Origin of the sequence: Mycobacterium kyorinense, from assembly GCF_002101735.1 — a bacterium.
Lineage (GTDB): Bacteria > Actinomycetota > Actinomycetes > Mycobacteriales > Mycobacteriaceae > Mycobacterium > Mycobacterium kyorinense.
This window is the reverse complement of record NZ_LQPE01000021.1, coordinates 38,602-63,651: the sequence shown is the minus strand read 5'-3', so window position 1 is coordinate 63,651 and position 25,050 is coordinate 38,602. Positions and strand designations below refer to the sequence as shown.

General features: G+C 68.0%; 22 protein-coding genes. 10 read left to right on the top strand and 12 right to left on the bottom strand.

Features of this window, described 5'->3' with window-relative positions:
• Positions 1 to 211: 211 nt before the first annotated feature.
• Positions 212 to 307, bottom strand: coding sequence for an Ms4527A family Cys-rich leader peptide (locus tag AWC14_RS30135; protein ID WP_369386622.1), 96 nt, complete (start codon positions 305 to 307; stop codon positions 212 to 214).
• Between the two features lie 166 nt (positions 308 to 473).
• On the opposite strand from AWC14_RS30135, the gene AWC14_RS04460 reads away from it, so the two are divergent.
• The 3 genes from AWC14_RS04460 to hemW are packed head-to-tail and all read left to right on the top strand — an operon-like array spanning position 474 to position 2,573.
• Entirely contained in the window at positions 474 to 1,007 is a 534-nt protein-coding gene (locus tag AWC14_RS04460) for an Mce protein (protein ID WP_142281554.1), read from the top strand.
• On the top strand, positions 1,004 to 1,381 hold the full coding sequence (locus AWC14_RS04455; protein WP_045379158.1) for a transglycosylase family protein: 378 nt from the start codon (positions 1,004 to 1,006) through the stop codon (positions 1,379 to 1,381). Before AWC14_RS04460 ends, AWC14_RS04455 begins: the two co-directional genes overlap by 4 nt.
• Before the next feature lie 25 nt (positions 1,382 to 1,406).
• A complete protein-coding gene (gene hemW / locus AWC14_RS04450) occupies positions 1,407 to 2,573 on the top strand; it encodes a radical SAM family heme chaperone HemW (protein WP_045379156.1) in 1,167 nt (388 codons plus the stop codon).
• Here the strand turns inward: hemW and AWC14_RS04445 are convergent.
• Positions 2,570 to 3,220, bottom strand: coding sequence for a TetR/AcrR family transcriptional regulator (locus tag AWC14_RS04445; RefSeq protein WP_235215911.1), 651 nt, complete (start codon positions 3,218 to 3,220; stop codon positions 2,570 to 2,572). The two genes, hemW and AWC14_RS04445, sit on opposite strands and share 4 nt — an antisense overlap.
• A 139-nt stretch (positions 3,221 to 3,359) precedes the next feature.
• On the opposite strand from AWC14_RS04445, the gene AWC14_RS04440 reads away from it, so the two are divergent.
• Positions 3,360 to 3,674 (top strand): hypothetical protein, encoded by a 315-nt coding sequence (locus AWC14_RS04440; RefSeq protein WP_045379154.1) that lies wholly within the window; start codon positions 3,360 to 3,362, stop codon positions 3,672 to 3,674.
• Here the strand turns inward: AWC14_RS04440 and AWC14_RS04435 are convergent.
• Positions 3,671 to 4,756 carry a Zn-dependent alcohol dehydrogenase gene (locus tag AWC14_RS04435; protein ID WP_045379151.1) on the bottom strand — a complete coding sequence of 362 codons (1,086 nt, stop codon included), beginning with the start codon at positions 4,754 to 4,756 and terminating at the stop codon, positions 3,671 to 3,673. The genes AWC14_RS04440 and AWC14_RS04435 overlap by 4 nt on opposite strands.
• 49 nt (positions 4,757 to 4,805) lie before the next feature.
• On the opposite strand from AWC14_RS04435, the gene AWC14_RS04430 reads away from it, so the two are divergent.
• The 4 genes from AWC14_RS04430 (at position 4,806) to AWC14_RS04415 (ending at position 10,488) form a co-directional block, all read left to right on the top strand.
• Entirely contained in the window at positions 4,806 to 6,248 is a 1,443-nt protein-coding gene (locus AWC14_RS04430) for an aldehyde dehydrogenase family protein (RefSeq protein WP_045379148.1), read from the top strand.
• 117 nt (positions 6,249 to 6,365) lie between these two features.
• Positions 6,366 to 7,562 (top strand): amidohydrolase family protein, encoded by a 1,197-nt coding sequence (locus AWC14_RS04425; protein WP_052425590.1) that lies wholly within the window; start codon positions 6,366 to 6,368, stop codon positions 7,560 to 7,562.
• Complete coding sequence (locus AWC14_RS04420) at positions 7,547 to 9,268, top strand: N-acyl-D-amino-acid deacylase family protein (RefSeq protein WP_045379142.1); 1,722 nt, start codon at positions 7,547 to 7,549, stop codon at positions 9,266 to 9,268. The genes AWC14_RS04425 and AWC14_RS04420 overlap by 16 nt, the downstream gene beginning before the upstream one ends.
• Entirely contained in the window at positions 9,265 to 10,488 is a 1,224-nt protein-coding gene (locus AWC14_RS04415) for a cytochrome P450 (protein ID WP_045379139.1), read from the top strand. Before AWC14_RS04420 ends, AWC14_RS04415 begins: the two co-directional genes overlap by 4 nt.
• 3 nt (positions 10,489 to 10,491) lie before the next feature.
• On the opposite strand, the gene AWC14_RS04410 is transcribed toward AWC14_RS04415, so the two are convergent.
• On the bottom strand, positions 10,492 to 10,692 hold the full coding sequence (locus AWC14_RS04410; RefSeq protein ID WP_045379136.1) for a hypothetical protein: 201 nt from the start codon (positions 10,690 to 10,692) through the stop codon (positions 10,492 to 10,494).
• Between the two features lie 355 nt (positions 10,693 to 11,047).
• Between AWC14_RS04410 and AWC14_RS04405 the strand changes: the two genes are divergently transcribed.
• On the top strand, positions 11,048 to 12,397 hold the full coding sequence (locus AWC14_RS04405; protein ID WP_045379133.1) for a salicylate synthase: 1,350 nt from the start codon (positions 11,048 to 11,050) through the stop codon (positions 12,395 to 12,397).
• Here the strand turns inward: AWC14_RS04405 and AWC14_RS04400 are convergent.
• From AWC14_RS04400 to AWC14_RS04370, 7 genes are all read right to left on the bottom strand, one after another.
• Positions 12,394 to 13,590, bottom strand: a complete 1,197-nt coding sequence (locus AWC14_RS04400) for a sodium-dependent bicarbonate transport family permease (protein ID WP_045379130.1) — start codon at positions 13,588 to 13,590, stop codon at positions 12,394 to 12,396. The genes AWC14_RS04405 and AWC14_RS04400 overlap by 4 nt on opposite strands.
• Before the next feature lie 172 nt (positions 13,591 to 13,762).
• Positions 13,763 to 14,674, bottom strand: coding sequence for a MerR family transcriptional regulator (locus AWC14_RS04395; RefSeq protein WP_045379126.1), 912 nt, complete (start codon positions 14,672 to 14,674; stop codon positions 13,763 to 13,765).
• Complete coding sequence (locus AWC14_RS04390; RefSeq protein ID WP_045379123.1) at positions 14,674 to 16,170, bottom strand: flavin-containing monooxygenase; 1,497 nt, start codon at positions 16,168 to 16,170, stop codon at positions 14,674 to 14,676. Before AWC14_RS04390 ends, AWC14_RS04395 begins: the two co-directional genes overlap by 1 nt.
• 3 nt (positions 16,171 to 16,173) lie before the next feature.
• Entirely contained in the window at positions 16,174 to 17,094 is a 921-nt protein-coding gene (locus tag AWC14_RS04385) for a hypothetical protein (RefSeq protein ID WP_045379179.1), read from the bottom strand.
• A 78-nt stretch (positions 17,095 to 17,172) separates the two neighbouring features.
• The gene (locus tag AWC14_RS04380; protein ID WP_045379120.1) at positions 17,173 to 18,015 is read right to left on the bottom strand and encodes an SDR family NAD(P)-dependent oxidoreductase; all 843 of its coding nucleotides are present in this window, start codon (positions 18,013 to 18,015) and stop codon (positions 17,173 to 17,175) included.
• A gap of 2 nt (positions 18,016 to 18,017) precedes the next feature.
• Positions 18,018 to 18,986, bottom strand: a complete 969-nt coding sequence (locus AWC14_RS04375) for an alpha/beta hydrolase (RefSeq protein ID WP_045379116.1) — start codon at positions 18,984 to 18,986, stop codon at positions 18,018 to 18,020.
• Between the two features lie 58 nt (positions 18,987 to 19,044).
• Positions 19,045 to 20,628, bottom strand: coding sequence for a (2,3-dihydroxybenzoyl)adenylate synthase (locus AWC14_RS04370; protein ID WP_272947991.1), 1,584 nt, complete (start codon positions 20,626 to 20,628; stop codon positions 19,045 to 19,047).
• Between the two features lie 111 nt (positions 20,629 to 20,739).
• On the opposite strand from AWC14_RS04370, the gene mbtG reads away from it, so the two are divergent.
• On the top strand, positions 20,740 to 22,026 hold the full coding sequence (gene mbtG, locus AWC14_RS04365; protein WP_045379175.1) for an NADPH-dependent L-lysine N(6)-monooxygenase MbtG: 1,287 nt from the start codon (positions 20,740 to 20,742) through the stop codon (positions 22,024 to 22,026).
• Between the two features lie 15 nt (positions 22,027 to 22,041).
• On the opposite strand, the gene nbtC is transcribed toward mbtG, so the two are convergent.
• The gene (gene nbtC / locus AWC14_RS04360) at positions 22,042 to 25,044 is read right to left on the bottom strand and encodes a nocobactin polyketide synthase NbtC (RefSeq protein ID WP_268811713.1); all 3,003 of its coding nucleotides are present in this window, start codon (positions 25,042 to 25,044) and stop codon (positions 22,042 to 22,044) included.
• Positions 25,045 to 25,050 lie beyond the last annotated feature (6 nt).

Sequence of the window (25,050 nt, the reverse complement as noted above, 5' to 3'; positions counted from 1 at the left end):
TCATCGAACTTGAGCTGCTCGGTCGGATTGAGCGGCTCACGCTCACCCAACGCCCACTGGCCTTCACTACGGCCCTTGGCCGGGCGGGTGGTCGTCATTCGGCGGTCTCCTTCGCGGAGGAGCCGGCATGGACCGCGCGGATCACCGGTGGCTGTCCCGGCGGCGCAGATCCGGCAGCCAGCTGCAAGTACAGGTGGGCGGGTCTACGACATCAAGGCAGACAGCGACAGCTGCAGACACGCTTGAGATCGATGTGCCGCCGCGCAACCAGGGCAACCCCGGACTCGGTGCAATAGGCGACGGTCACCCGGCCATTGTGCCACACACCTCGGCGGGCCGTTTCAGCAGGCCGAAGTTTTCGTCACCGTGAGCCAAAAGCCGGCAGACAGGCGTGTCGATCGCCGAAAAAGCCGCTGAACTGCCTCAAACTACCTGCGTGCGCGCCGTTCGGCGCGGGCAGCTAGGCGGTTAACATGAACGAAGTCGAGGCCCCGCAGGCCGGCGCTCGTGACGAAGGCCACTCCACGCCCAGGCGGGCACACCTACGCTGGCTGGCCGCCGCGGCGTTGGCGGTAACGCTGGCCGGGGCGGGCGGCTATGTGGGCCGGTTGCAATTCGAGCGACACCAAACCGACGTCGCCACACGGCAGGCAGTGGCCGCGGCCGTGAAATACGCCGTCGCGTTGACGAATTTCGACAGCAAGGCGATGGACCGCAATATCGCTGTGATCCGCGACGGCGCGACCGGTGAATTCAGGCAGCGCTACGACAAATCCCATGGGCTGCTGCGCACGGTGTTGCTCGACCACCAGGCAAACGCGCAGGGCCAGGTCGTCGAATCGGTGGTCAAGTCCGCCAGCACCGACAAGGTCGAGGTTGCGCTGTTCGTCGAGCAATTGGTGAGCAATATCGACGCTCCCGACTCGGTGGTGGACTTCGCCGGCATCAACATGACCATGGAGCGAGTCGACGGCCGGTGGCTGGCCAGCAAGGTGCAACTGCGATGAAAACCAGGGTCAGGCCGGCAATCGCGCTCGCCGCACTATCGATCGTTCCGTTCAGCAGCCTCGCATCCGCGGAGCCTGTCAACTGGGACGCCCTTGCCCAATGCGAATCGGGTGGCAACTGGTCGGCCGATACCGGCAACGGTTTTTACGGCGGCCTGCAGATCAGCCAGGCGACCTGGGAGGCCAACGGCGGCGTCGGGGCACCGGAAAACGCGTCGCGTGACCAGCAGATCCAGGTGGCGCAGCGGATCATGGCGACCCAGGGGCCCAAGGCCTGGCCCGGATGCGCCACTCCGGCTCGAAGGGCAGCGCCGGTGGGTTCGCTGAACCACTTGTTGACCTACATGTTCAACCAGCTGGACGGGCCCAGGTAGAACCCCGGTGGGATGATGTCGTGGCATGACGGCACCACCGGCCGACCTGCCCGCCATTCAACTAAGCCCCGGCACCGCCTTCGGGCTGTATGTGCATGTGCCGTTTTGCCTGACTCGCTGCGGATATTGCGACTTCAATACCTACACTCCGGCGGAACTGGGCGGGGTCAACCCCGACGCCTGGCTGCAGGTGTTGGGCTGCGAACTGGAGCTGGCCGCCGCGCGGCTCGGCGGGCCGGTGGCCGACACGGTGTTCGTCGGAGGTGGGACGCCGTCGCTGCTGGGCGCGGAGCGATTGTGCACGCTGCTGAAGATGGTGCGCCGGCACTTCGGTCTGGCCTCGGACGCAGAGATCACCACGGAAGCCAACCCCGAGTCGACGTCACCGGAGCTCTTCGAGGCGCTGCGCGCGGCGGGCTATACCCGGATATCGCTGGGAATGCAGTCGGTGGCGCCGCGGGTGCTGGCGACGCTGGACCGGGTGCACTCGCCGGGACGGGCGGCGGCCGCGGCCGGTGAGGCGCTGGCCGCCGGCTTCGAACACGTCAACCTCGACCTGATCTACGGCACGCCGGGTGAATCCGACGACGACGTGTGCCGGTCGGTGGACGTTGCGATCGACGCCGGCGCCGATCATGTGTCCGCGTACTCGCTGATCGTCGAGGACGGCACAGCGTTGGCGCGAAGGATTCGACGCGGCGAGCTGGCGGCTCCCGACGACGACGTGCTGGCCCGTCGCTACGAGCTGGTCGACGAGCGGCTCCGGGCAGCGGGTTTGCGGTGGTACGAGGTGTCCAACTGGAGCCGCCTGGGCGGGCAGTGCCGGCACAACATCGGCTACTGGGACGGCGGACAGTGGTGGGGCGCAGGGCCGGGAGCGCACAGCTTCGTCGGCGCGACGCGGTGGTGGAATGTCAAGCACCCCAACACTTATGCGCAACGGCTGGCTGACGCGGCGCTGCCGGTGGCGGGCTTCGAGCAACTCGACGCCGAGGCCCTGCATACCGAGGAGGTCATGCTGCGCATCCGGATTCGCGACGGGCTGCCGCTGGACATCTTGGACGCCGGAGAGCGCGAGCGCGCCGCGGTCGCCGTCGCCGACGGCCTGTTGGCGCGCGAGGGGGAGCGGCTGGTGCTCACCGACCGCGGACGGCTGCTGGCCGACGCGCTGGTGCGCACGCTGCTCGACTAAGGCAGCGGCACGGAGGGATTCACCTCGATGCCGAAGCCGCGCAGATGGTGGTCGATGATCAGCCATGCCTGGGCGGTCAGCCGGTCGATCAGCTGCTCGCGGGTTCCGACGGGACGGCTCAGCCAGCGCAGCACCGACGCGTCGACCAGTCCGATCAGCGCGACCAGTGTCGCCTCGGCGGCGTCGGGATCCTCGGCAAAACGGGGAAAGTAGCGCGCCCCGGCCGCGGCCAGCTCGGCGGCGAAGTCGCTGCGGTCGACCCGCTGCCGTTGCGAGTTGCGCTGATAACCCCGGCTGACCAGGAACCGGTACAGGTTCGGGTGGTAATCCGCCCAGTTGACCTGGGCGGCGATCGGCGCCCGGATCACGTCGAGCGGGGTCCCGGAGAGGTCCAGTCCGCCGCGGATCTCGGCGCGCAGCTCCTGATACGCGCTGCGGGCCAGCGCGAGGTCGAGGTCGTCCTTGGAAGAAAAGTGCCGGTAGACGTTGGGGCGGGCCAGCCCGGCGCGCTGCGCGATCTGGCCGGTCAATGCGCTCGGGCCGTATTCCTCGATCGCTGCTCGTGCGGCGGCCAGGATCTGCTCGCGCCGCCCCGACGCCGGGGAATTCCCGCCGTTTCGAGACGACCCCGGAATCCGGGTGGCCACTGCCCCACTTTATCGAGATTGAGCCTGGCCAACCGGTGATACGCAATGTATCGTCGGACCGCGATACGCCTTGTATCACATTGCCGAGCGAAGGACATCTGACGAGATACGCAGGCGCGCTTGCTTTTCGGAGATCAGCATGAGCCAGCCGATCAATGCGACGTTGGACGGGTTCATCCGGGTTGCGGCATGGTATTTCGCGAACCCGCCCGCTACCTGGTGTATTGCCCGCCACCCGGCCGGATGGTGTGTCACCGCCGCCGACGGCACCTATATCAGTTCGCACCGCAGCCGACGCGACGCCGTCGCCAACCTGACCGACGGGCCTTACGCGAGAGCGCATTACGCCACCCTGGATTGGTACCTGGGTTACTCGATCGACCCGACCATGCGGCCGCTCACCGACGCCGAACGCGCGGCGGTCGACGAGATCTTGTGCTGGCCGGGCTACTAGGCGTCGAAGCAGACCACGCTGCGCGCTCCGCGTCCGGCGGCCATGTCGGTGAACGCCGTTTCGACGTCATCGATACCGATGCGCCGCGTCACCAGCGCCTCGAGGTCGAGACGGCCGCGACGCGCCAGCGCGGCCAGCATCGGAATGTCGCGGGCCGGGTCGCTGCCGCCGTACACGCTGCCGCGAATTGTCTTGCCGTCGGCCATCATCGACAGCGCGGGAAAGCTCACGCTCTCCTCGATGCGGGCGGCGCCCACGACGGTGATCGTGCCGCCGCGACGGGTGGCGTCGTAGGCCGCGCGGATGGTGGCCGGCTTGCCGACCACCTCGATCGCATGGTCGACGCCCTCGCCGCCGGTCAGTTCGCGCACCGCGGCGACCAGATCGGCCGCACCGGCGTCGACGGTGTCGGTGGCGCCGTTGGCCGTCGCAGCCGGAAGCTGGCCGGCCACCCGGTCTGCGGCGATGATCGGCGCCGCGCCCGCCAGCCGGGCACCCTGGATCGCGGCCAAACCGACACCGCCGCAACCGATTACCAGCACGCTCTGGCCGGCCCGGACCAGCGCGGTGCGCAGCACCGCGCCGACACCGGTGATCACCGCGCAGCCCAGCAGCGCGGCGTGGTCGAGCCGTAGCGAACGATCGACGGGCACCGCCGCGGCGGCCGGCAGCAGCGTCTCCTCGGCTAGGGCGCCCGCGCCCATCGCCGGCCATACCGGCCCGGCGCTGTCGCGCCCGTATGGCTCGCCGAAGGCGTGGTCGAGACCGTGCGGGCACAGCTGGGCATCGCCGCGCAAGCAGTGCGAACAGGCCCGGCACGGCACGTTCCAGGTGAGTACCACGTGATCACCCGGCGCGACGGCGTGCACGCCATCGCCGACCTCGGTGACGACGCCGGCGCCCTCGTGGCCGAGCGTGCACGGCAGCAGCGCGGGCATGCCGCCGTCGCGCACCGACAGGTCGGTGTGGCACACACCGCTGGCGGCCAGCCGCACCCGCACCTCGTGGCCGACGAGCGGTCGCAGCGTGAGCTCCTCGACCGCGCTCGGTCGCCCGACCTGATGCAGCACGACCGCCCGCATAGCGACCTACGATTGCGACACGACCGCACCGGGTCAAGGAGGCAGCGCGATGCTCACCATCGACGGCGAGGCCCGACCCGGCGCGAGCACCTACCCGGTGCACAATCCGGCGCGCCCGGCCGAGATCGTCGGGGACGCCCCCGCCGCCGGCCCCGAACAGCTCGACGCCGCCGTGCAGGCCGCGCGTCGCGCTCTGACCGGGTGGCGCGCCCTGCACGTGGCCGAGCGGGTCGCGGCCGTCACCGCGGCGGCAACACGGGCCGCCGAGCAACTCGGTGCCCGCGACGGTGCCCGGCTGTACACCCGCGAGCACGGCAAGGTGCTGTCGGAAGCCAGGTTCGAAATCGACACCGCGCCCGTGTTGGCATCGCTGCTCGGCTCGATGGCCGAGGCCGCGCTGGCGCCCGAGCACATCGACCCGCAACAGGCCTACCCGCGGCTGCACCGCGAGCCGTATGGTGTTGCGGCGCTTGTGCTTCCGTTCAACTGGCCGCTGGCGCTGGCAATAACCAAGCTGTCGTCGGCACTGGTTGCCGGCAACACCGCCGTCGTCAAGGTGCCGCCGACGTGTCCGCTGGCCGCGTTGCAACTCGGCGAGGCGTTCGCCGCCGCCTTGCCGCCCGGGGTGGTGAACGTGCTCGCCGGCCCGGGCAGCGAGCTGGCCCAGGCGCTGGTCACCCACCCCGGCGTCGACGTCATTTCGCTGACCGGCGGCGTGGCCACCGGGCGCGCGGTGATGGCGGCGGCGTCGTCTCGCCTCACGCCGGTGCTGCTCGAGCTCGGCGGCAACGACGCCGCGATCATCGGCCCGGATCTTCAGATCACCGACGAGCTCGTCGAGCGTCTGGTGACCGCGACCTACACCACCGGCGGTCAGGTGTGCATGGCCATCAAACGGCTGTACGCGCCGGCGGCCCGGGTCGAGGAGCTGGCCGACGCGGTGCTCGCGCGCTGCCAGCGGGAGGTGGTCGGTGACGGCCTGGCCGACGAGACCACGCTCGGCCCGCTGCACACCGCCGCCGGACGCGACCGGGTGCAGGCGCTGACCACCGACGCCCGGGCGCGGGGTGCGACGGTCCGCGCCGCCGGCCGGATTCGGGAGGCCGACGCCGACTCCGGCGGTTACTTCGTACTGCCCACGGTCGTCACGGGTTTGGCGCCCGACGCGGCGCTGGCCGCCCAGGAGCAGTTCGGTCCGGTGCTGCCGATCTTCGGCTACCAAAGCATCGACGACGCGGTCGACGCCGCCAACGCCACCGACTTCGGGCTCACCGCGTCGGTCTGGACCGGTGACGACGCGCTGGCCGACTCGGTGGCCGCCCGGCTGGTCGCGGGCACGGTCAGCGTCAACTGCCACGGCATGGCGGCCCAGGATCCGCGGCTGCCATTCGGCGGGGTGGGCCAGTCCGGGCTGGGCCGCGAGCTCGGGGTCGACGGCATCCGGGCATTCACCCAGCCGCGGGCCTTCGTCCGGCAGCCGGCCCCGCGATAAGCGATTTCGGCGCGCTTTCTTGCGCTAAGCGACGGTTACCGCGCCGAAATCGCCTAACTTCGCTGTCATTGCATAGATAGCATTGACACCCGTGAAAAGCCGTCGTTAGCTTCCTCTATGGCGCTGCTGCCGGACCCAGCTCCGCGAGAGCGACGGCACGTGGTGATCTCGGTCGACGACCACGTCATCGAGCCGCCCGACATGTTCGACGGGCGATTGCCCACCGCGCTGGCCGACCGGGCGCCGCGGATTGTCGAGACCGACGACGGACGCCAGGTGTGGCGCTACGAGGATTGCGACTACCCCAACGTCGGACTCAACGCGGTGGTTGGGCGGCCGCCGGAGGAATGGAGCATGGAGCCGACCCGGTTCGACGAAATGCGCCCTGGCTGTTGGGATATCAAGGCACGCATCGCCGACATGGATCTGGCCGGCATCTGGGCGTCGCTGAACTTCCCGTCGCTGATCGCCGGCTTCTCCGGAACCGTGTTCTGGAAGAGCAGAGATCCCGAGCTGGGCCTGGCCGTGCTGCGGGCCTGGAACGACTGGCATCTTCAGGTGTGGGCCGGCAGCTTCCCGGAGCGCATCATCCCGCTGCAGCTGCCGTGGCTGGCCGATCCGCAGTTGGCCGCCGAGGAAATCCGCGCCAACGCCGCCCGCGGCTTCAAGGCGGTCAGCTTTCCCGAGCTGCCGGCCCAATGTGGGCTGCCCAGTCTGCACACCGGGGTGTGGGACCCGTTCTTCGCCGCGTGCGAGGAGACCGGCACCGTCGTGTGCCTGCACACCGGATCAGCACAGTGGGCACCAATTCCCGCGCCGGACACCCCATTCGAGACCATCACCACGCTGTTTCCGGTCAATGCTCTGGTCGCATGCGCCGACATGCTGTGGTCGGGGATTCCGGTGCGCTTCCCGAAGTTGAACATCACGCTGGCCGAAGGCGGGCTCGGCTGGGCGGCGATGCTCGGCGACCGCGCCGACTATGTGCTGGCTCACTCCGCATCCGGACACGAGGGCGGCTCGTGGACGAGCGACCTGCTGCCCAGCGAAGTGCTGCGCCGCAACTTCTGGTTCTGCTCGATCGACGACCCGCACGCGTTCGGCGCGCTGGACGCCATCGGCGCCGACCGGATCCTCGTCGAAAGTGACTATCCGCACGCGGATTCGACGTGGCCCGACACCCAGAAGGTCGTCGCGCGCAACGTTGCGGGGTTGTCTGCCGACGACGCCGCCCGCATCACCCACCGAAACGCCGCGGAGCTCTTCCGCCACCCACTACCGGACAGCGGCTGGCTGACATGCTCGACCTGTTGATCCGCGACGCGGAAATCGTCGACGGCACAGGGGCGCCCACCCGTCACGGGAACGTCGGCGTCAAGGATGGCAGGATCGTCGCCGTGGGGGAGACCGACGAGCTGGCCGCGAAAACCGTTGATGCGCAAGGCCAGACGCTGGCGCCTGGTTTCGTCGACCTGCACACCCACTACGATGCGCAACTGTTCTGGGATCCGACCGCGAGCCCGTCGCTGCAGCACGGGGTCACGACGGTGTTCGGCGGCAACTGCGGATTCACGCTGGCGCCTGCGGCTGCCGAACAGCACGACTACCTCACCCGAATGCTTGCCCGGGTCGAGGGCATGCCGCTGGAGGCGCTGCGGGCCGGCCTGGACTGGCAGTGGACGTCGTTCGGCGACTGGCTGAAACGGCTCGACGGCCACATCGCGGTGAATGCCGGCTTCCTCGTTGGTCATTCGGCGTTGCGGCTGGCGGCGATGGGTGACGAGGCGGTCGGTAGGGCAGCGACGCCGCAGCAGATCGAGCGGATGGTTGCGCTTCTCGAGGAGGCGTTGAACTCTGGGGCGCTGGGGTTTTCGACGTCACAGTCGCACACCCACAACGACGGCGCCGGGCAGCCGGTGCCGTCACGAGCGGCGTCGCGTCAGGAACTGGTGGCCTTGGCGGGCGGCCTTCGGAACCACCCGGGCACCACATTGGAGGCGATCATCCCCGGTTGCCTGTCGGGGTTCACCGACTACGACATCGGGCTGCTCACCGACATGTCGCGGGCCGCCGACCGGCCGCTGAACTGGAACGTGCTCGGGGTGTCGGCGGCCAATCCGGCCGGCCACCAGGGCCAGTTGCGGGCCTCGGAGGTCGCCGCCCAGCGCGGCGGGCGGGTCGTCGCGCTCACCCTGCCCCACTCGATGAAAATCCGGCTGTCCTTCCTCACCGGCTTCGTGCTCGACGGGCTGCCCGGCTGGCGCGACACCATGCACCTGCCAGTGCCCGAGCGGCTCAAGGCGCTCTCCGACCCGGACGTCCGTCGTCGCCTCGACGCCGGCGCCCAATCCGAGGATGCCGGCATCCTGCGTGGGCTGTCGCACTGGGAGCACCTGATCATCGTCGAAACATTTGCGCCCGAAAACGCCGACGCCGCAGGGCATTCCGTGGGCGCGGTCGCCGCGGCGCGGGGATCAGCGCCGTTCGACACGCTGTGCGACATCGTGGTCGCCGACGAGCTGCGCACCGGGCTGACGCCGCCGTCGAGCGGTGACGACGCCGCCGACTGGCGGGTGCGCGCCGAGGTGTGGCGACACCGCGACGCGGTCATCGGCGGCTCCGACGCCGGGGCGCACCTGGACATGATGTGCGGCGCCATTTACACGACATCGCTGCTGGGGCACGGGGTTCGGGAGCATCAGGTGGTGACGCTCGAGGAGGCGGTGCGGTTGATCACCGACGTGCCGGCCCGGCTCTACGGGCTGACCGGCCGCGGCCGGATCGCGCCGGGCTGGCACGCCGACCTGGTGCTCTTCGATCCGGCGACCGTCGGCCACGGGCCCGAGCGCACCCGCTACGACCTTCCCGCCGGTGCGCCGCGGCTGGTGGCCGACGCCCGCGGCATCAGCTCGGTGCTGGTCGGCGGGGTGGAGGTGTGCCGCGACGGCGTGGCCACCGGAGCTACGCCCGGGACCGTGCTGCGGTCCGGGCGTGACACCGAGACGGTGACCGCGTCATGACCGTCGACGAATTCGACCCCGCCGAGCTGCAGGGCGGCCTGCTCAAGCAAGTCGAAAACGTGCACGAGCGACTCCGCGAGGCACGCACCAAGCACCGGGTCATGGTCGGCAACCCATTCAGCGAAACCTCCAGCCAGACACTGGGTTCCGCGGGCGTGACGGTATTGGGTTACGACGAGTGCCAGACGGTGCTGACCCATCCCGACACGTTCTCGTCGTCGATCTACGAGCAGATCATGGGCCCGGTCATGGGCCGCACCCTGCTCGAACTCGAAGGCGCTGAACACCGGGCCAGCCGCGCGCTGGTGTCGCCGTCGTTCCGCTCGGCGCTGCTCGAGCGGTGGCGCAGCGAGCTGGTGGAAGTCGTCGTGCACGAGCTCATCGACCGGTTCGCTCCGCGCGGCCGGGCCGAGCTGGCGCGCGAGTTCACCTTCGCCTTCCCGGTGCAGGTCATCGCCCGGATGATGGGCTTGCCGCGCCAGGATTACCTGCGCTTCCAGCGGTTGTCGATCGAACTGCTGAACGTGGTCTACGACTGGGAGTGCGGTCTGGCCGCGTCGGCCGAACTGAAGTCGTATTTCGGGGAGATCCTGGCCGCGCGGCGCCGTGACCCGCAGGACGACCTGATCAGCACGCTGGCCGAATCCGAGATCGACGGCGCCCGGCTGACGGACGACGAGATCTTCGCGTTCCTGCTGCTGATCCTGCCGGCCGGAGTCGAGACCACCTACCGCGCTTCCGGCAACCTGCTGGTCGGCCTGCTCACCGAGCCCGCGCTGTGGGAGGCGGTGCGCGCCGACCGCGGCCTGGTCCACGGAGCGATCGAGGAGGCGTTGCGCTGGGAGCCGCCGATCACCACGGTGATGCGCAGAGCGGCCCACGATTGCGAACTGGGCGGGGTCGGTATTCCGGCCGGCACCAACGTCAGCGTCAGCGTCGCGGCCGCCAACCGGGATCCGGCGCGTTACCCCGATCCCGACCGGTTCGACCCGGCCCGCGCGAACATCACCCACCTGACCTTCGGCGGCGGTCCGCACCTGTGTCTGGGCATGCACCTGGCAAGGATGGAGTCCACCGTCGCGATCAACGCGCTGCTCGACCGGCTGCCGGATCTGCGACTGGATCCCAGCGAACCCCCGCCGCGCGTAGTCGGGGTGGCATTCCGCTCACCGGCGGCGCTGCCCGTGCAGTTCAGTGCCAAAGGGCAGGCCGAGGGCTAACGGCTAGGCCGACGCCTTCTTGAGCCCCGCGCCCTTGACCCGATGCGTCACCGAGGCCCACGCCGAGGGCGAGAAGTAGGTGGTGACTTCCTCGAAACCATCCACCCGAGAGACGGTGAGCACGCCGGTTTCCTGGTTGATCGAGAGCGTGTCGCCGTCGTTGGCATGCACTTCTTCACCGTCGAGAAGCCGGATGATGAACACGGCGGTTGCCCCTTTCTGTATTCGTGATTGGCGTAGGTCGTGGATCTGGCCAATGTCGGGCTGCCCGTGATGCTACGAACGGCCTCCTTCTGGACGCGATCCGCTGCGAGACTGGGGACTGAACGTTGCGCAAACGTTCGGTGACCAAAACCAATCACACTCAGGGTCGACGCGCGCGACGTCGCATCGCGCGCGTAGACGTCGCATCGAGGCGAAACGGCGTGCTCAGCGCGGGTCGAGCGCCGCCGCATGGACTTAAAGTCATCGCTACTCAAAGTGCCGCGCGCCGGTGACCGGGGTCGATGTCGAACCGGAGATGCCCGCCGGTGGATAGGTTAGGCTACATTTACTAACCGTGACCGAGGTCAGTGTCGAGACAAGTCCCGCAGGCGCCCCGTCACTGTCGTTCCGGTTACCCCCTGGGATCGCTCCGGCCGACCTGGCCGCTGAGCTGGTTGCATCGCTGCCGGAGCGCGACGGGGAGGAATATCTGCTCTACGAGCACGACGGCCAGTGGGTGCTGGCCATCGGTGTGCTGGCCATGGTCGAGCTGGATCGAGATGAGCTGCGCGTCATCCGCGACGGCGTCACGCAGCGTCAGACGTGGACGGGGCGGCCGGGACCGGTTCTCGGCGAGGCGGTCGACCGTCTGCTGCTCGAGACCGACCAGGCCTTCGGCTGGGTCGCATTCGAATTCGGCGCCTTCCGCTTCGGGCTGCAGGATCGCCTTGCGCCACACACTCCGCTGGCTCGGGTGTTCTGGCCGCGCACCCGCATCGTCGTCACACCCGAGGAGGTGCGGGTGTCCGACGCCGACGAGCGCCAGCGCGATGTGGTGGACGGGCTCTTGCGCGGCGGCCTGCCGGACACGCCGTCGGCATCGGCGATCGACGTGGCCGGCGACGCCACCGGCTATCACGCTCGGGTAGCGGCGGCCATCGGCGAGATCGCGAGCGGCAAGTACCACAAGGTGATCCTGTCCCGCTGCGTCGACGTGCCGTTCAAGCTGGACTTCCCATCCACCTATCGGCTGGGCCGTCGACACAACACTCCGGCACGCTCATTTCTGTTGCGGCTCGGCGGTGTTCGGGCGGTGGGCTACAGCCCCGAACTGGTGACGGCAGTACACTGCGACGGCGCCGTGATCACCGAGCCACTGGCCGGCACCCGGGCGCTGGGCCGCGGCGCGGCGTGTGACGGCCAGGCCCGCGTCGACCTCGAGTCGAACTCCAAAGAGATTGTCGAGCACGCTATTTCGGTTCGCAGCTCACTGCTGGAAATTAGCGAGGTGGCGACGCCGGGCAGCGCCGTCATCACCGACTTCATGACCGTGCGGGAGCGGGGCAGCGTGCAACATCTCGGCTCGACGGTCCGCGCGCGCCTCGACACGTCGAAAGACCGGATGGATGCCCTGGAGACGCTGTTCCCCGCGGTCACCGCATCGGGAATCCCCAAGGCCGCAAGCGTCGACGCGATCCTGCGTCTCGACGAGAGTCCGCGCGACCTGTATTCCGGTGCGGTGGTGATGTTTTCGGCCGACGGCGGACTTGACGCGGCGCTGACCCTGCGAGCGGCCTACGAACGCGACGGGCGTACGTGGCTGCGCGCCGGGGCGGGCATCATCGAGGCGTCGCAGCCCGGCCGCGAATTCGAGGAAACCTGCGAGAAGCTGACCACGCTGGCGCCGTATCTGGTTCGGCGTTAACCGAACCAGTGATCGACGATGCGGGAGAGCTCGATGTACAGCGGGATCCCGATCGTCACGTTGTAGGAGAACGTCAACCCCAGTGACGCGGCCAGCGGCAGCGTGGGGCTTGCCTCCGGAATCGCCAGACGCTGCACCGCCGGAACTGCGATATACGATGCCGCGCCGCAGAGCACCGCGAACAGGATGTACGTTCCGGGTTTGAACTCGGTGTGGGTGAGGTGCGCGTAGCTGTGGGCGGTGATGATGCCGAGGGTGGCGAAAAGGTTGGGCGCCAGCAGACCGAAGAAGATGAACCCCGGCCCGGCGGCTTTCAGGTCCTTGAGCCTGCGGGATGCCGTCATGCCCATCTCGAGCAAGAACAGGCATAGCGCACCCTGGAAGGCCGTGACGAACACGCTGTCGTCGTCGTGCACGACCTTGGCTCCCTGCAGGCGGCTGACCAAACCGATGACGATGCCGCCGAAGAGAAGATACAGACCCGGATTGAGCAGGACCTCCCTGAGCAGCTGGCCGGTGGCCATGCGCGGTTTTCCGCCGTCTCCATGCTCGCGGCGTTCCAGCGCAAGCTCCGCTTCCTGCTCGATCGCCCGTTCGCGGGTCTCGAGGTCGTCGCCGGGAGTCGGCCGGGCAGCCGCCCCGGGTCCGAGTTTCGCGGGCGCGATGTAGCCGGGCTCGCCCGGCATGTTGCCCGCCGCGTCCATCGCCTTGTGCCGCAGTCGAGCCGCCAAATACAGCGCGACCAGGCAGCCGGGCACCTCCATGACGGCCAGCATGACCGGCATGAAACCGTTGAACGCCATTCCGACGGTCCCCAGCACGCCGATGCAGGTCGCGAACGTTCCTGCCGAGTCCGACCCGTAGTAACCCGCGACGGTCGCCTTGTCGATCCGCCGCATCGATGTCAGGCGGTTCAGCAGCTGGTAGGCGAGCAGACCTATCACGAAGTTCAGGGCGAATCCCAGGACGATGAATCCCGCGATGTTGGCGACGCTCGACGCATGAATCGTGGCGAGTTCTTCACCCCCGTGCCAGCCGATGGCTAGCAATAGGTACATCGTCAGGCCCTGGTAAATCACGTAGGGAAATTCGAACTCCACCTTCAGGATTGGGATGAGAAACCCGAGATAGAAGAACAGCAGCAGCGGCTTGAACAGATTGTGGGTGAAGTTCTGCCAGAACTCGAGGAGCATCAGGTCTCTCTCCCTTATATGGGGCGCCGCGGCGGGCGCGTTCCCGCCGCGTGGCGCTAAGAGCATAAACAGGCCAAGCTGGGGATTAGCTTGGGGCTGCGCTGCCGCGGCGTGAACTGCTTGTCAACATCGCATGACCGCGTGTTCACCAGCAGGTCAACGGCGCGGAAACTCAGTCGGCGTCGGCCGCCGACTTTTCCATGTAGTCGGCAAGGATGCTGCTGACCAGCGATTCGATTGTCGATTCGATCGACGACGCCAGAGTGGCGGTGACCGATGCGACGGCCTGCGTGCGGAACCGCACCAACATGGTGATCAGTTCGGCGATTTCGGTGTCGGCGGGCAGGGCCTCGCCCGGTTTGACGCGGTCAGCGACGTGCTCAGCGCCCGCCCGCACCAGCAATTCGCTGATCTGGTCGACCAGCGGAACGATCTGCTCGTGCAGGTCGATCAGCTTGTCCATGCTCACGCCGTAGCCGCGGATCTCGTTGAACGCCTCGATCAGTTTCGGCCGGGTGATCGTGGCCTGCGCGCCGTCGACCCGAATCACCCCCAGCCCCACCAGCCGATCGAATGCCGCCGCGTCGCCGATCAGCCGCTGCGCGTCGGAAAGCGGTATGGTTTCCGGCTTTTCGGTGGTCCAGGTTCCCACGATCGCGGTCTCCAGGCCCAGCACGTCGCCGAGATTTTTGCCTTCTTCCCACGCGCTGAGCATTTCCCGCACGTGCGCAATGTTGTATCCGCGGTCGAGCATCGAGGTGATCAACCGCAGCCGGGTCAGGTGGGTGTCGTTGAACAGGGCGATCCGGCCCACGCGCAGCGGCGGTGGCAATAGGCCGCGATCGCGGTAGACCCGAATGTTGCGGGTGGTGGTCCCGGCCAGCCGGGCCAGGTCGTCGATGCGGTACTCCCCGGAGACCGGGGAGCCGTGCGGATGCCGGACCGCCGCGTCGAACAGTTGCGACACAGCGGTTTCGATGACTTCCCGCGATTGGCGCCGCACGCGCTTCGGCGCGCGCCGCAGATTGGCCAGCACGCCGGCGATGGTGCCGGTCTCTGCTCGTGGCGGTCGGTTCGGAGCCATCAGGCCGATGAACTGACCCGGACATCGGCGGGCCGTGCGACCGCCTCGTAGTGGTCGAACCGGAAATCCCGCATCTGTCGAAGATACTGGGTGGCGAATCCCGGGTACATCGACGCGTTGAACCCGTCCTTGGTGAGATACCAACTGTGGCATCCGGACATCCACGTCGTCCTGGTCAGCCGCTTCTGGATGCGTTCGTTGTACCGGCGCTGGACGTCGGCGCGCACGTCGAGGTAGCGCAGGTCGTTCTCGAGGATGGTGGTGACGCCGCGCACCGCGTAGTCGAGCTGGCCCTCGATGTAGACCAGCAGCGAGTTGTGGCCCGGCCCGGAGTTGGGGCCCGTCATGAAGAACAGGTTCGGGTAGCCGTGGGCGTTGATGCTCTTATAAGCCTGTGCGCCGTCGGCCCATTCGGCGGCCAGCGACCGGCCGCCCAGCCCGGTGACGGGGAACGGCGGACCGGTCAGATGCACGTCGTAGCCGGTGGCAAACACGATGCAGTCCAGGTGATGCTCGACGCCGTCGCTGGTGCGGATGCCGGCCGGGCTCAGCGTCGCGATCGGCCAGTCGATCAGCTTGCAGTTGTCGCGTTGCAGCGCAGGGTAGTAATCGCTGGAGACCAGCATGCGTTTGCAGCCCGGCGCGAAGTCAGGCGTCAGCTGTCGGCGCAGCCACGGGTCTTTGACCGCCAGCCGCAGATGGGCCTTGCCCAGCCGCGCCACCAGCGAAGTCAGCGGGGTGTTCCACACCAGCGCGGTGGCGCTGGCCTCGTGGCCCCAGAACAATGCCTGTCGCGCAAGCTCCTGTGCCGCGGGCGCTTTCGCGAACAAGGTTTGCAGCGCCGGTGGTGTGGCGACGTCGAGGCGCGGCAGCACCCAGCCCGGCGTGCGCTGGAATACCTTGACGAATCCGGCTTGCTTGACAAGTTCGGGAATGATCTGGATGGCGCTGGCGCCGGTGCCGAGCACGGCTACCCGCTTGCCGGTGAAGTCGTAGTCGTGGTCCCAGCGGGCACTGTGGATCTTGTGCCCGCGATAGGAGTCGAGGCCGCGGATGTCGGGGAAGCTGCAGTCCGGCAGCGGGCCCGACGCCAGGATCACGGTGCGGGCCCGAAACCGCTTGCGCCCCGCCGTGGTTGCGGTCCAGACCCCGGTGTCCTCGTCGAACGACAATCCGTTGACTTCCTGGCCGAACCGGATACGCCGCCGGATGTCGAATCGGGTGGCCATGTCCTCGATGTGGCTGCGGATCTCGTCGGCGGGGGAGTAGGTCCGTGACCAGCTCGGGTTCTTGACGAACGAGAACGAGTACAGCAGCGACGGGATGTCGCAGCTGGCACCGGGATAGGTGGTGTCCCGCCAGGTTCCGCCTACCCGGTCGCTGCGCTCGAGGATGACGAAGTCCTCGACGCCCGCCTCGGCCAGCTTGATCGCGGCGCCCAGCCCGGTGAAGCCGGCGCCGACGATCAGCGTTGCATGAGTGTCGTTGCGTGCCATGGGTTATGCCGCCGGCTCGTAGGTCAGCTCTTTGAACCAGCTGGGCACCGGTTTGAGCAGCCGCCTGGGATAGCGGTCGGACAGCCACACCATGGAGTTGGCCAGCAGATGGTAGGGGTGCCGCGGGTTGACCACCATGGCGGCGTGCCGTTTGAGGACTTGGTAGGTCGGGACCCGCCACGTGTATTCGCCGCGCTCACCGAGCTGCTTGAACCGCTTGACCGCGTTGTAAAGCCGCTCGGGCTCCATGCCCATGTCGTCCAGCTCGTTGCGCACCCGGTTGAGCAGCGGCAGATACATCAGCGCGCCGATGATCAGTCCCGGCGAGGCGACGTTGCCGACGACATCGATGGCCAGCTTGCGTGCCTTGGCGTGGCCGATCATGTTCAGCACTTCGAAGTCGACTGCGAGGTGCCGTGATTCGTCGTTGTTGATCTTCTCGAACACCTGGTGACAGACCGGGTCTTCGACCTCGTCGAGCAGGAACTTCAGCAGGGCGCCGTCCAGCGCGACCTCCAGCATCGGAATCACGGTGCCCAGGATCGACAGCGACATGCCGTCGGCGTAGGTGTCCAGCCACTGCATGGCCAGCCGGATGTTGACGTTCGGTTCGGGCATTTCGCCGTCGTCGAGCATTCCCCATCGCTTCATCAGGGCCAGTTCGGCGTTGGCGTGGCGTTGTTCCTCGGCGTGGAAGTACCGGTAGATCTCGGCCAGCGTCGTCGTCGGCGCTTTCTTGGCGAGCGCGGCGAACCCGCGCGCGCCGATGTTCTCGATCCAGCACAGGTCAGCCATGAATGCCTTGAGCTTGGGCCGGAACTCGTCGCTGATCGTTTCGGCACCGGGTGCGTCCCAGTCGATGTCGGCCAGTGCCCACTGCCGGTCCTTGATCTTGGCCAGCATCGTGTCCATGTCGATTGTCATCTGCGCCACTCCTCCTCATCGCGTTGCTCTGCATCGTCGCTGGCGCGGGCCATCGGATTCTCCTTCTTTCGAGGCGTTTCAGTGCGGGGCGACCCGGGATATCAGCCCGACAGCGCGGGTATAGGCGCCCGGGGCAAGGCGTTTGACGTTCCAGCCGATCTTGGCGTCCCATTGCGGCATGCAGTACAGGTCGCCGCGGTCGTTGGCGTCCAGGCAGATGCGAGCAACCTTGTCGGGCGAAAATCCGGTCCAGCGCATCAGTTTGGTGGCCAAGTCGGTGGATTCGGCGGTGATCCGGCCGGACTCGACGATGTTGGTCTTGACGAAGGTGGGGCACAGCACGGTGACCTTGACGCCGCTGCCCGACAATTCGGCGGCCAGCGTTTCCGACAGCGAGAGCACACCGGCCTTGCTGACGTTGTAGGCAGCCATGCCGGGGGCGGCGCCGAATGCCGCGGCCGAAGCGACGTTGATGATGCCGCGCGGCTGTTTCGACTGTTCGGCTTCCCGCAGAATCGGGGCGAACACATGGCAGCCGTGGATCGGGCCCCACAAGTTGACGCCCAGCGTCCAGTGCCAATCATCAAGGGAGACTTCGCCGATGGGCATACCGCCGGCGCCGACGCCGGCGTTGTTGATCACCAGGCTGGGCGGGCCGCCGAACCAGGATTGCGACTTGGCGGCGAGTTCGGCCACGTCGTCGTACTGGGAGACGTCGCAGTGGATCGGGATTGCGCGACCGCCTTGGGCGCTGATGGCGTCCGCCGTCTTGGCGGCGGCGGCTTCGTCGATGTCGCTGCAGACGACGGCCCCGCCGCGGCGGGCGAGTTCGGTGGCGAACGCCGCACCGATGCCGCTGCCGGCGCCGGTGACCACTGCCGAGGCGCCGTGGCTGGCTTTGGGAGACTTTCGGCCGAGCATCGCTAACCTGCCTTTTCGACGGTGCCGACGTTCAGGGCATCGGCAATGAATTGGGCCGCATACGCCATTGCTTTGCCGGCTTCGGGGGACAGCCGGGGCAGTGCCTGGAATACATGCACCTGGTCTGGCCACACCTGCAGTTCGCAACTCCCGCCGGCCGTGGTGATGTCGGCGGCGAGGCGCTCGGCGTCGGCGGCCAGCATTTCGGCGCTGCCGGCCTGGATCAGCGTCGGCGGCATTACCGGCCCGCCCGCGACGTCGAGGGTCAGTCGGCAGTGCGCGGGATCGATTCCGCGGCAATACAAACCAACCAGCCTCAGCGCGTCGGCGGCCCGGATGGCCGGGTCGCGGCGGCGCCGTTCCCGTTCGGCGGCCAGGCCGAAGGTCAAATCGATCAGCGGTGAGAACAACACCAGTGCGGCCGGCCGGGTGGCAGCGACCTGCAGCAAGAGATCCACCGTCAGGTGTCCGCCTGCCGAATCGCCGGCGACCACAATGCGTTCCGCCGGTATCTGGCGTGAGAGCCAGTCCCATCCCGCGCGTACGTCGTCGGCGGCGGTGGGGAAGCGGTGCCGCGGCGCGAGCCGGTAGTCGACGCTGAACACCGGCAGCCCGGTCAGTCGCGACAGCCAGGCTGTCAGCCGGCGGTGGGTACGCGGCGAACACAGCGCATATCCGCTGCCGTGGACGAAGTAGATTCCGCCATCGCTGCGCCGGACCTCTCGACCGCTCACCCATTCGCCGACGACGCGACGCCCGTCCGGGAGTCTGGCATCGACCGGCTCGACGCGGGTCCCGGCCAGCGACGGGCCGAAGGCATCCATGATGCCGGCCACGATCCGGCGCGAGAGCCACAGACCCCAGGTCCGCTCCGGCGGTAGCACCGCGCTGATCTGCCGCAATGTCAATGCGCTCACGACCGCCGCGGCGCGCGATCGCAGCGACCCGCGCGCGGGCACACCGTCCGTCATGCGACTAAGTCAACGACAAATGATGACATTAGTCAATGGCAATATCGGGTGTGTCCGGTCAATTCTGCAGCTGTGCCGCGATTCTCTTCTTGTCGACCTTGCCGATCGCCGTGGTCGGCAGTGCCGCCATCGCCACCAGTGCGTCGGGCCGGGCGTGGGTGGCCACCCCACGGTCGTCCAGGTAGCGGTTCAGCTCCGCCAATGTCACCGTCTCGCCAGTGAAAACGACTGCAGCGCAGATCTTTTCGCCCAGGTACTGGTCGGGCAGCGCAACCGCTGCTGCTGCCCGGATCGCCGGGTGGGCCAGCAGGTGCTCCTCGAGGTCCGCGGCCGCGACCGTCTCGCCGCCGCGGTGGATGACGTCCTTGACCCGCCCGGTGACCTCGAGGTAGCCGTCGGCACGGCGGCGGACTCGGTCGCCGGTGCGGTAAAAACCGTCGGGCGTGAAGGACCGCTCGTTGGCCGCGTCGTCGCGAAAGTAGCCGTTCAACGTATACGGCCCGCGCGCCAGCAGCTCGCCCTCCGATACCTCGGCGCCCGCGTCGTCCACTACCCGCAGCTCGTCGGCCTCGCACAGCGGCCGGCCCTGGGTGTTCTCGACGAGCTCGGCCGGGTCGTCGAGGCGGGTGTAGTTGAGCAACCCTTCGGCCATCCCGAACACCTGCTGCAGGCCGGGCGTCAGGGCGGTGCGAATGTGACGCGCGTCCTCGGCGCCGAGTTTGGAACCGCCGACCTGCAGCAGCCGCAACGACGACGGCCGGACCGGCTCCCACTCGCAGGCTTGCGCCCACAGCTTGGCCAGCGCCGGCACCAGCGCGGTGACCGTGACGCCGTGGCGCGCGATGCTGGCGAACGCCGACTCCGGGCTGGGATCGGCGCTGAACACCGTGGTGGCGCCGACGCTGATCGCGCCGAGCAGGCCGGGGCAGGCCAGCGGAAAATTGTGCGCGGCTGGCAGCGCCACCAGGTACACGTCGTCACTTGTCAGCCGGCACAGCTCGGCGCTTGCGGTGGCGTTGAAGACGTAGTCGTCGTGGGTGCGGGGGATGAGTTTCGGCAGTCCGGTGGTGCCGCCGGACACCAGCAGCAACGCGGGAAGGGTTGTGTCGCAGACGATCTCGGGTAGATCGCTTTCGGGCAGTTGGGCGAACGAGGTGAACGGCCCGGGCTCCCCGTCGACGACGACGTGACGCAGCTGCGGATGTGCCGCGTCCAGTTGCTCGGCCATCGCGCGGTAGTCGAATCCGCCCGCGGTGTCGGCGATGACCAATCCGACGGCGCCGCTCACGCGGGCGAAGCGACTGAGCTCGGCAAAGCGATGCCCCGGCAGACACATCACCGGGATGGCCCCGGCGCGCAGCAGACCGAAGAACGCAACCGCGAACAGAGCCGAGTTCGGCAAGTCAAGCAGCACCCGGTCGCCGGGCGCGATACCGATCGCGGCAAAGCCGCCGGCGGCGGCGTCGACGAGCTTGTCCAGCTCAGCGAACGTATGGCTGTGGACGGGATCGACGACGGCGGTGCGGTCCGGAAAGGCCGCCGCCGCCCGGCGCAACAGCGAATCGACGCTGTGGCCGGCCCAATATCCGGCAGCGCGGTAGCGGGCCGCCCGATCCTGCGGAAACGGAACGAATCCATCCAACGGAAGAGTGAGATCCACGCCGCACTCCCTCCGGCCAACGGTGTTCTGGTCCTGGGACATCGTGTAGCGTACAGAAAGTTAGGGAAGGCTGGGCTAATCAGCGGGGTGCGATTGAGCGGGACACTCGCGATCGTCGGAGCCGGCGCGAAAGCGGTAGCCGTGGCCGCAAAGGCGGCCGCACTCCGCCAGATGGGCGTCGAGACGGTCGACATCGTGGCGATCGAACGCTCCGGCGTGGCGGCCAACTGGCGTGCGGGCGGCGGCTGGACCGACGGTCTGCAGCGCCTTGGCACCAGCCCGGAAAAAGACGTCGGCTTCCCGTACCGCTCGACGCTGGTTCCCGGCCGCAACGCCGAACTCAACGAACGGATGATGCAGTGGAGCTGGCAGTCCTACCTGGTCGCCACTGACCAATTCGTCGGCTGGGTGGACCGGGGGCGGCCGGCGCCGACCCACAACACCTGGGCGCAGTATCTGCGCTGGGTCGCCGATGTGGCCGGCTTGAACGTCATTTACGGCGAATTGGAACAGATCTCGATCGACGGGTCGCGGTGGATGCTGCGCACCCACGATTCGCGGCTGACCGCCGACACCCTGATGATCACCGGTCCGGGCCAGCCGGAGCGGTCCATCCTTTCCGGTGATCCGCGAATGTTGTCGATCGCACAGTTCTGGCAGCGCACCGCATGCAAGGACCGGATCATCGCCGAGAACGTCGCGGTGATCGGGGGTGGCGAGACCGCGGCATCCATGCTCAACGAGCTGTCTCACCACCGGATTTTGGCGATCACCGCCATCTCGCCGCAGGCAACGTTGTTCACCCGCGGCGAGGGCTACTTCGAGAACTCGCTGTTTTCCGATCCGGCGAACTGGCGCAGCCTCACCCTGGCCGAACGGCGTGAGTGCATCGCCCGCACCGACCGGGGTGTGTTCTCCTCGCGTGTTCAGGAGTCGCTACTCGCCGACGAGCGGATCAAACATCTGCGCGGGCGGGTGGTTCACGCGGTCGACCGCGACAACCGGATCTGGATCACGTTGCACACCGACCGCGGCGGGGAACCGATCGAGACCGTGCACGGCTTCGACCTGGTGATCGACGGATCCGGCGCCGACCCGCTCTGGTTCCTGCCGCTGTTGAGCCAAGACGCCGTCGACAGCCTGGAACTGTGGCTGGGCGGGCCGCTGACCGGCGAACGGCTGGAGGAGTCCATCGGGCCCGACCTGGCGGTTCGGGGCGCCGCTCCGAAATTGGTGCTGCCCAACTTATCCGGTCTCAACGAGGGCCCCGGCTTCCCCAACCTGAGTTGCCTGGGCCTGCTGTCCGACCGTGTCCTCGGCGCCGAACTCGGCGTCACCGAGCCGTCGATCCAGAGAAGCGCCGAGTACCAATCCGTTTAATGCTCGGCGCGTTCACTAGCCGCCGAGCCGGACCAGGACATCGGCGATCGACGCCCCGCCAAGGAGATCTGAGACCTCCAGGTCGTAATCGAACTCGCTCTTGACGCGGCGGCGAAACTCCAGCGCCTGCAACGAATCCAGGCCGATCGCGACCATCGGCACGTCCGCGTCGATCGCGTCGACGCCGTCGACGCCGATGGCCCCCGCCAGCAGGCTGGTCAGCCGCTGCTTGAGGTCGCCGCCCTCGACAGGTGCGGCAGCCGGGGCAACGGCGGCCGGGGCAACCAGTTCGGAGATCAGCGGACCGTAGCCGTAGGCTGCCAGCACCGGTTGTGCGCGATCCAGATCGAACGCCGCGACAATCGCATTGTCCGGCAACCGGGTCATTCCCACCGCGAGCGCGTCGGCCGGGAGCATCGGCAGCAGGCCGGTGGCGGTCACCTTCGCCAGGCCGGCGTCGTCCAGACTGTGGACCGTCCACTGACCCCACTGCACCGACACACAATCGAAACCCTCGGACCGCAACCGGTGCGCCATGGCGTCGAGCATGCGATTGGCAGCGGCGTAGACAATCTGGCCGCGACCGCAGATTGTTGCCGCCGCCGACGAACACAGCAGGATGCGGCAGGCATCGGTCCGCGGAAATGCACGCAGCAGACGCCAGATGCCGACCACCTTGGCGCGCAACGCTTCCTCGACCTTGCCGGCGGTGACGTCTTGCCATTCGACATCCGAATATGCCAGCGCGGCATGGATTATCAGATCCGCCGGCACGTCGCCGTGATTCTCGGCAAGCCGCGACACCGCCGCCTCGTCGCCGACATCGCATCTGGGCGTGTCGATCCGCGTCGAGGTGGTTGACCGGATCTGCCGCAGCCGGTTGGCGACCGCGGCGGTTTCGCCCGACCGGCTCACCAGTGTGATGCGGCGCGCTCCGCGGCGAGCGAAGTGTTCGCAGAACTCCAGCCCGAGATTGCCGGTACCCCCGGTGATCACCACATGCTCACGGGGATTCGGAGCGGACGGGTCGCCGGCAGTGCCCGGCACGATCCGCTTGGCGTACAGAGCGCCGTCGCGCAGCGCAAGCTCGGACTCCTCCTTGGTGTGCAGCGCTGCGAGGATTGCGGATTCGGCAGACGATGGTGCGGGGGGCAGATCGAGGTGCCGGAACGCCACCCGCGGAAATTCGGCGCCGATACTGCGGAAGCCGGCGCTGGCCGCCGCGTGCACCAGATCGGGCGGTGGATCGCCGGCGACCACCTTCTCGCCGGCCACGGTCACCAGCCAGCAGTCGGTGATGGTGTCGGCGATGTCCGGCCACCACGCGCGATTCCCGAAGAACGAGGCGACGTCGGTCACCGCGGCGGCGTCGTCCTGTTCCGGCGATGGTGGCAGGAGGATGACGTAGGTGTCGAGATCGGCTGCGTTGTACTGGCTTTGAGGCTCGACGACGCATGCTGTGGCGCCGACGTCTCCCGCCGCTGCGCAGAGCGCCGCGGCCAGTTCGGAGCAGGACCCGGTGTGATCGATGATGCCGATGGCGCGTGGCGGCATCAGCGAGCGCTGCGCCAGCCGGACCCAGCGCTCGGCGAGCAGTTGCGGCCGGGGGTGCTCTGCAGTGGGCGCGGCGCCGGGCTGGCTCTCGGGTGCGCCGCCGTCATAAGGCAGCCACAGCGGCACTTCGTTCATGCGCGTGTTCGGAAAATCGGGCAGCGGCAGCGGGGTAGGACCCGCCGACTCGGTGCACAGGCTCTCCCAGCGGTAATCCTGGTCATGGACCGCCAGCAGCGCCAGATTGCGGGTGAAATCGCCCAGGCCGCTGGCATTTCGGGTCGACGTGCCGACCACCACGGTCGCGCGGTCACCAGCCGCGGCGGCGAGGTTTTCCTCGATCGCCAACTGCAGCGTCGGATGTTCGGCCAATTCGACGAAGGTGTCGGCGCCAAGACGCAATGCCGCCGCGACGGCTTTGTCGAATCGAACGGTGTTGCGCAGGTTCCAGAACCAGTAGTGGTCGACCGGCAGGTCGCTGCTGATCGGACCGCCGAGGGTAGCGCTCACGCAGGGGATGTCCGTGTCGAGGAACGCGGGGTTTCGCAGCTGGCGCTGTGCGGCGGCGCGGACCTTTTCGGCGAGTGCGTTGATCATGCTGGTGTGCGCGGGGTAACGAACCCGGATGATCCGGGCGAACGTGCCCCTTTCGCTGAGTGCGTCCACGATGCGCTGCACCGCGTCGCGCTCGCCCGAGATCCCGGTCATTCCGGGGGAATTGACGACGGATAGCTCTGCCCAGCCCGTGCTGCGTGCCAGTTCGCTTTCGCAGGTGTCTCGGTCGGCGGCCAGCACGGCCATCGCGTAGTCACCGGTGATGAACTCGTCGGCCGCGTGCGACCGGATTTCCACGAGGTGCACGGCGTCAGCCAGGGTGATCGCACCGGACACATACGCCGCGGCGATCTCGCCTTGGCTGTGTCCGATCGTGATCTTCGGTTCGACACCGAATGAGCGCCACATTGCGGCCAGGCCGGCCATTTGGGCGAACAAGGCGGGCTGGACGGTTCTGGCGGTGTCTTCGGCCGGGAAATCTTCTGCCAGAAGGTAATCCAACGGCGATTCGCCGCTGACGTTCTGGAAGGCTGCCACGCAGCGATCGACCTCGGCGCGATACGCGGGCACCGAGCGGTAGAAGATTCGGCCCATCCCGGGTCGCTGGCCGCCCTGACCGGGAAAGACAAAGGCGAGGTTGCGCGCCATCGCGGGGGTGTCATTGCGCACCACCGAACCGTGGTCGCGGCCATCGGCAATTGCCTTACACGCATCGAGTAACTCGTCGCGGGTGGTGACCATGGCCAGCGCCCGATGCAAGCGTGGCGTGCGGGTGCGAAACAGCATGCCGGCGATCGCATCTGGCGTTGTCTGCGGGTGGGCCGTCGCGTACCCAAGCAACGCGGCGGCCTCCTGGCCAACCAGGTCGGGAGTCGGCGCGGACAGCAGGATGGGGACGGTACCGTCGGGCAGCCGGTA

What these genes read in the sequence shown, in the direction of transcription:
- AWC14_RS04425 (WP_052425590.1), top strand. Translation starts at nt 6,366, where the DNA reads ATGGCGCTGCTGCCGGACCCAGCTCCGCGAGAGCGACGGCACGTGGTG.
- AWC14_RS04460 (WP_142281554.1), top strand. Translation starts at nt 474, where the DNA reads ATGAACGAAGTCGAGGCCCCGCAGGCCGGCGCTCGTGACGAAGGCCAC.
- AWC14_RS04415 (WP_045379139.1), top strand. Translation starts at nt 9,265, where the DNA reads ATGACCGTCGACGAATTCGACCCCGCCGAGCTGCAGGGCGGCCTGCTC.
- AWC14_RS04395 (WP_045379126.1), bottom strand. Translation starts at nt 14,674, where the DNA reads ATGGCTCCGAACCGACCGCCACGAGCAGAGACCGGCACCATCGCCGGC.
- AWC14_RS04400 (WP_045379130.1), bottom strand. Translation starts at nt 13,590, where the DNA reads ATGCTCCTCGAGTTCTGGCAGAACTTCACCCACAATCTGTTCAAGCCG.
- AWC14_RS04455 (WP_045379158.1), top strand. Translation starts at nt 1,004, where the DNA reads ATGAAAACCAGGGTCAGGCCGGCAATCGCGCTCGCCGCACTATCGATC.
- AWC14_RS04385 (WP_045379179.1), bottom strand. Translation starts at nt 17,094, where the DNA reads ATGACAATCGACATGGACACGATGCTGGCCAAGATCAAGGACCGGCAG.
- AWC14_RS04390 (WP_045379123.1), bottom strand. Translation starts at nt 16,170, where the DNA reads ATGGCACGCAACGACACTCATGCAACGCTGATCGTCGGCGCCGGCTTC.
- AWC14_RS04435 (WP_045379151.1), bottom strand. Translation starts at nt 4,756, where the DNA reads ATGCGGGCGGTCGTGCTGCATCAGGTCGGGCGACCGAGCGCGGTCGAG.
- hemW (WP_045379156.1), top strand. Translation starts at nt 1,407, where the DNA reads ATGACGGCACCACCGGCCGACCTGCCCGCCATTCAACTAAGCCCCGGC.
- AWC14_RS04380 (WP_045379120.1), bottom strand. Translation starts at nt 18,015, where the DNA reads ATGCTCGGCCGAAAGTCTCCCAAAGCCAGCCACGGCGCCTCGGCAGTG.
- AWC14_RS04420 (WP_045379142.1), top strand. Translation starts at nt 7,547, where the DNA reads ATGCTCGACCTGTTGATCCGCGACGCGGAAATCGTCGACGGCACAGGG.
- AWC14_RS04440 (WP_045379154.1), top strand. Translation starts at nt 3,360, where the DNA reads ATGAGCCAGCCGATCAATGCGACGTTGGACGGGTTCATCCGGGTTGCG.
- AWC14_RS04375 (WP_045379116.1), bottom strand. Translation starts at nt 18,986, where the DNA reads ATGACGGACGGTGTGCCCGCGCGCGGGTCGCTGCGATCGCGCGCCGCG.
- AWC14_RS04430 (WP_045379148.1), top strand. Translation starts at nt 4,806, where the DNA reads ATGCTCACCATCGACGGCGAGGCCCGACCCGGCGCGAGCACCTACCCG.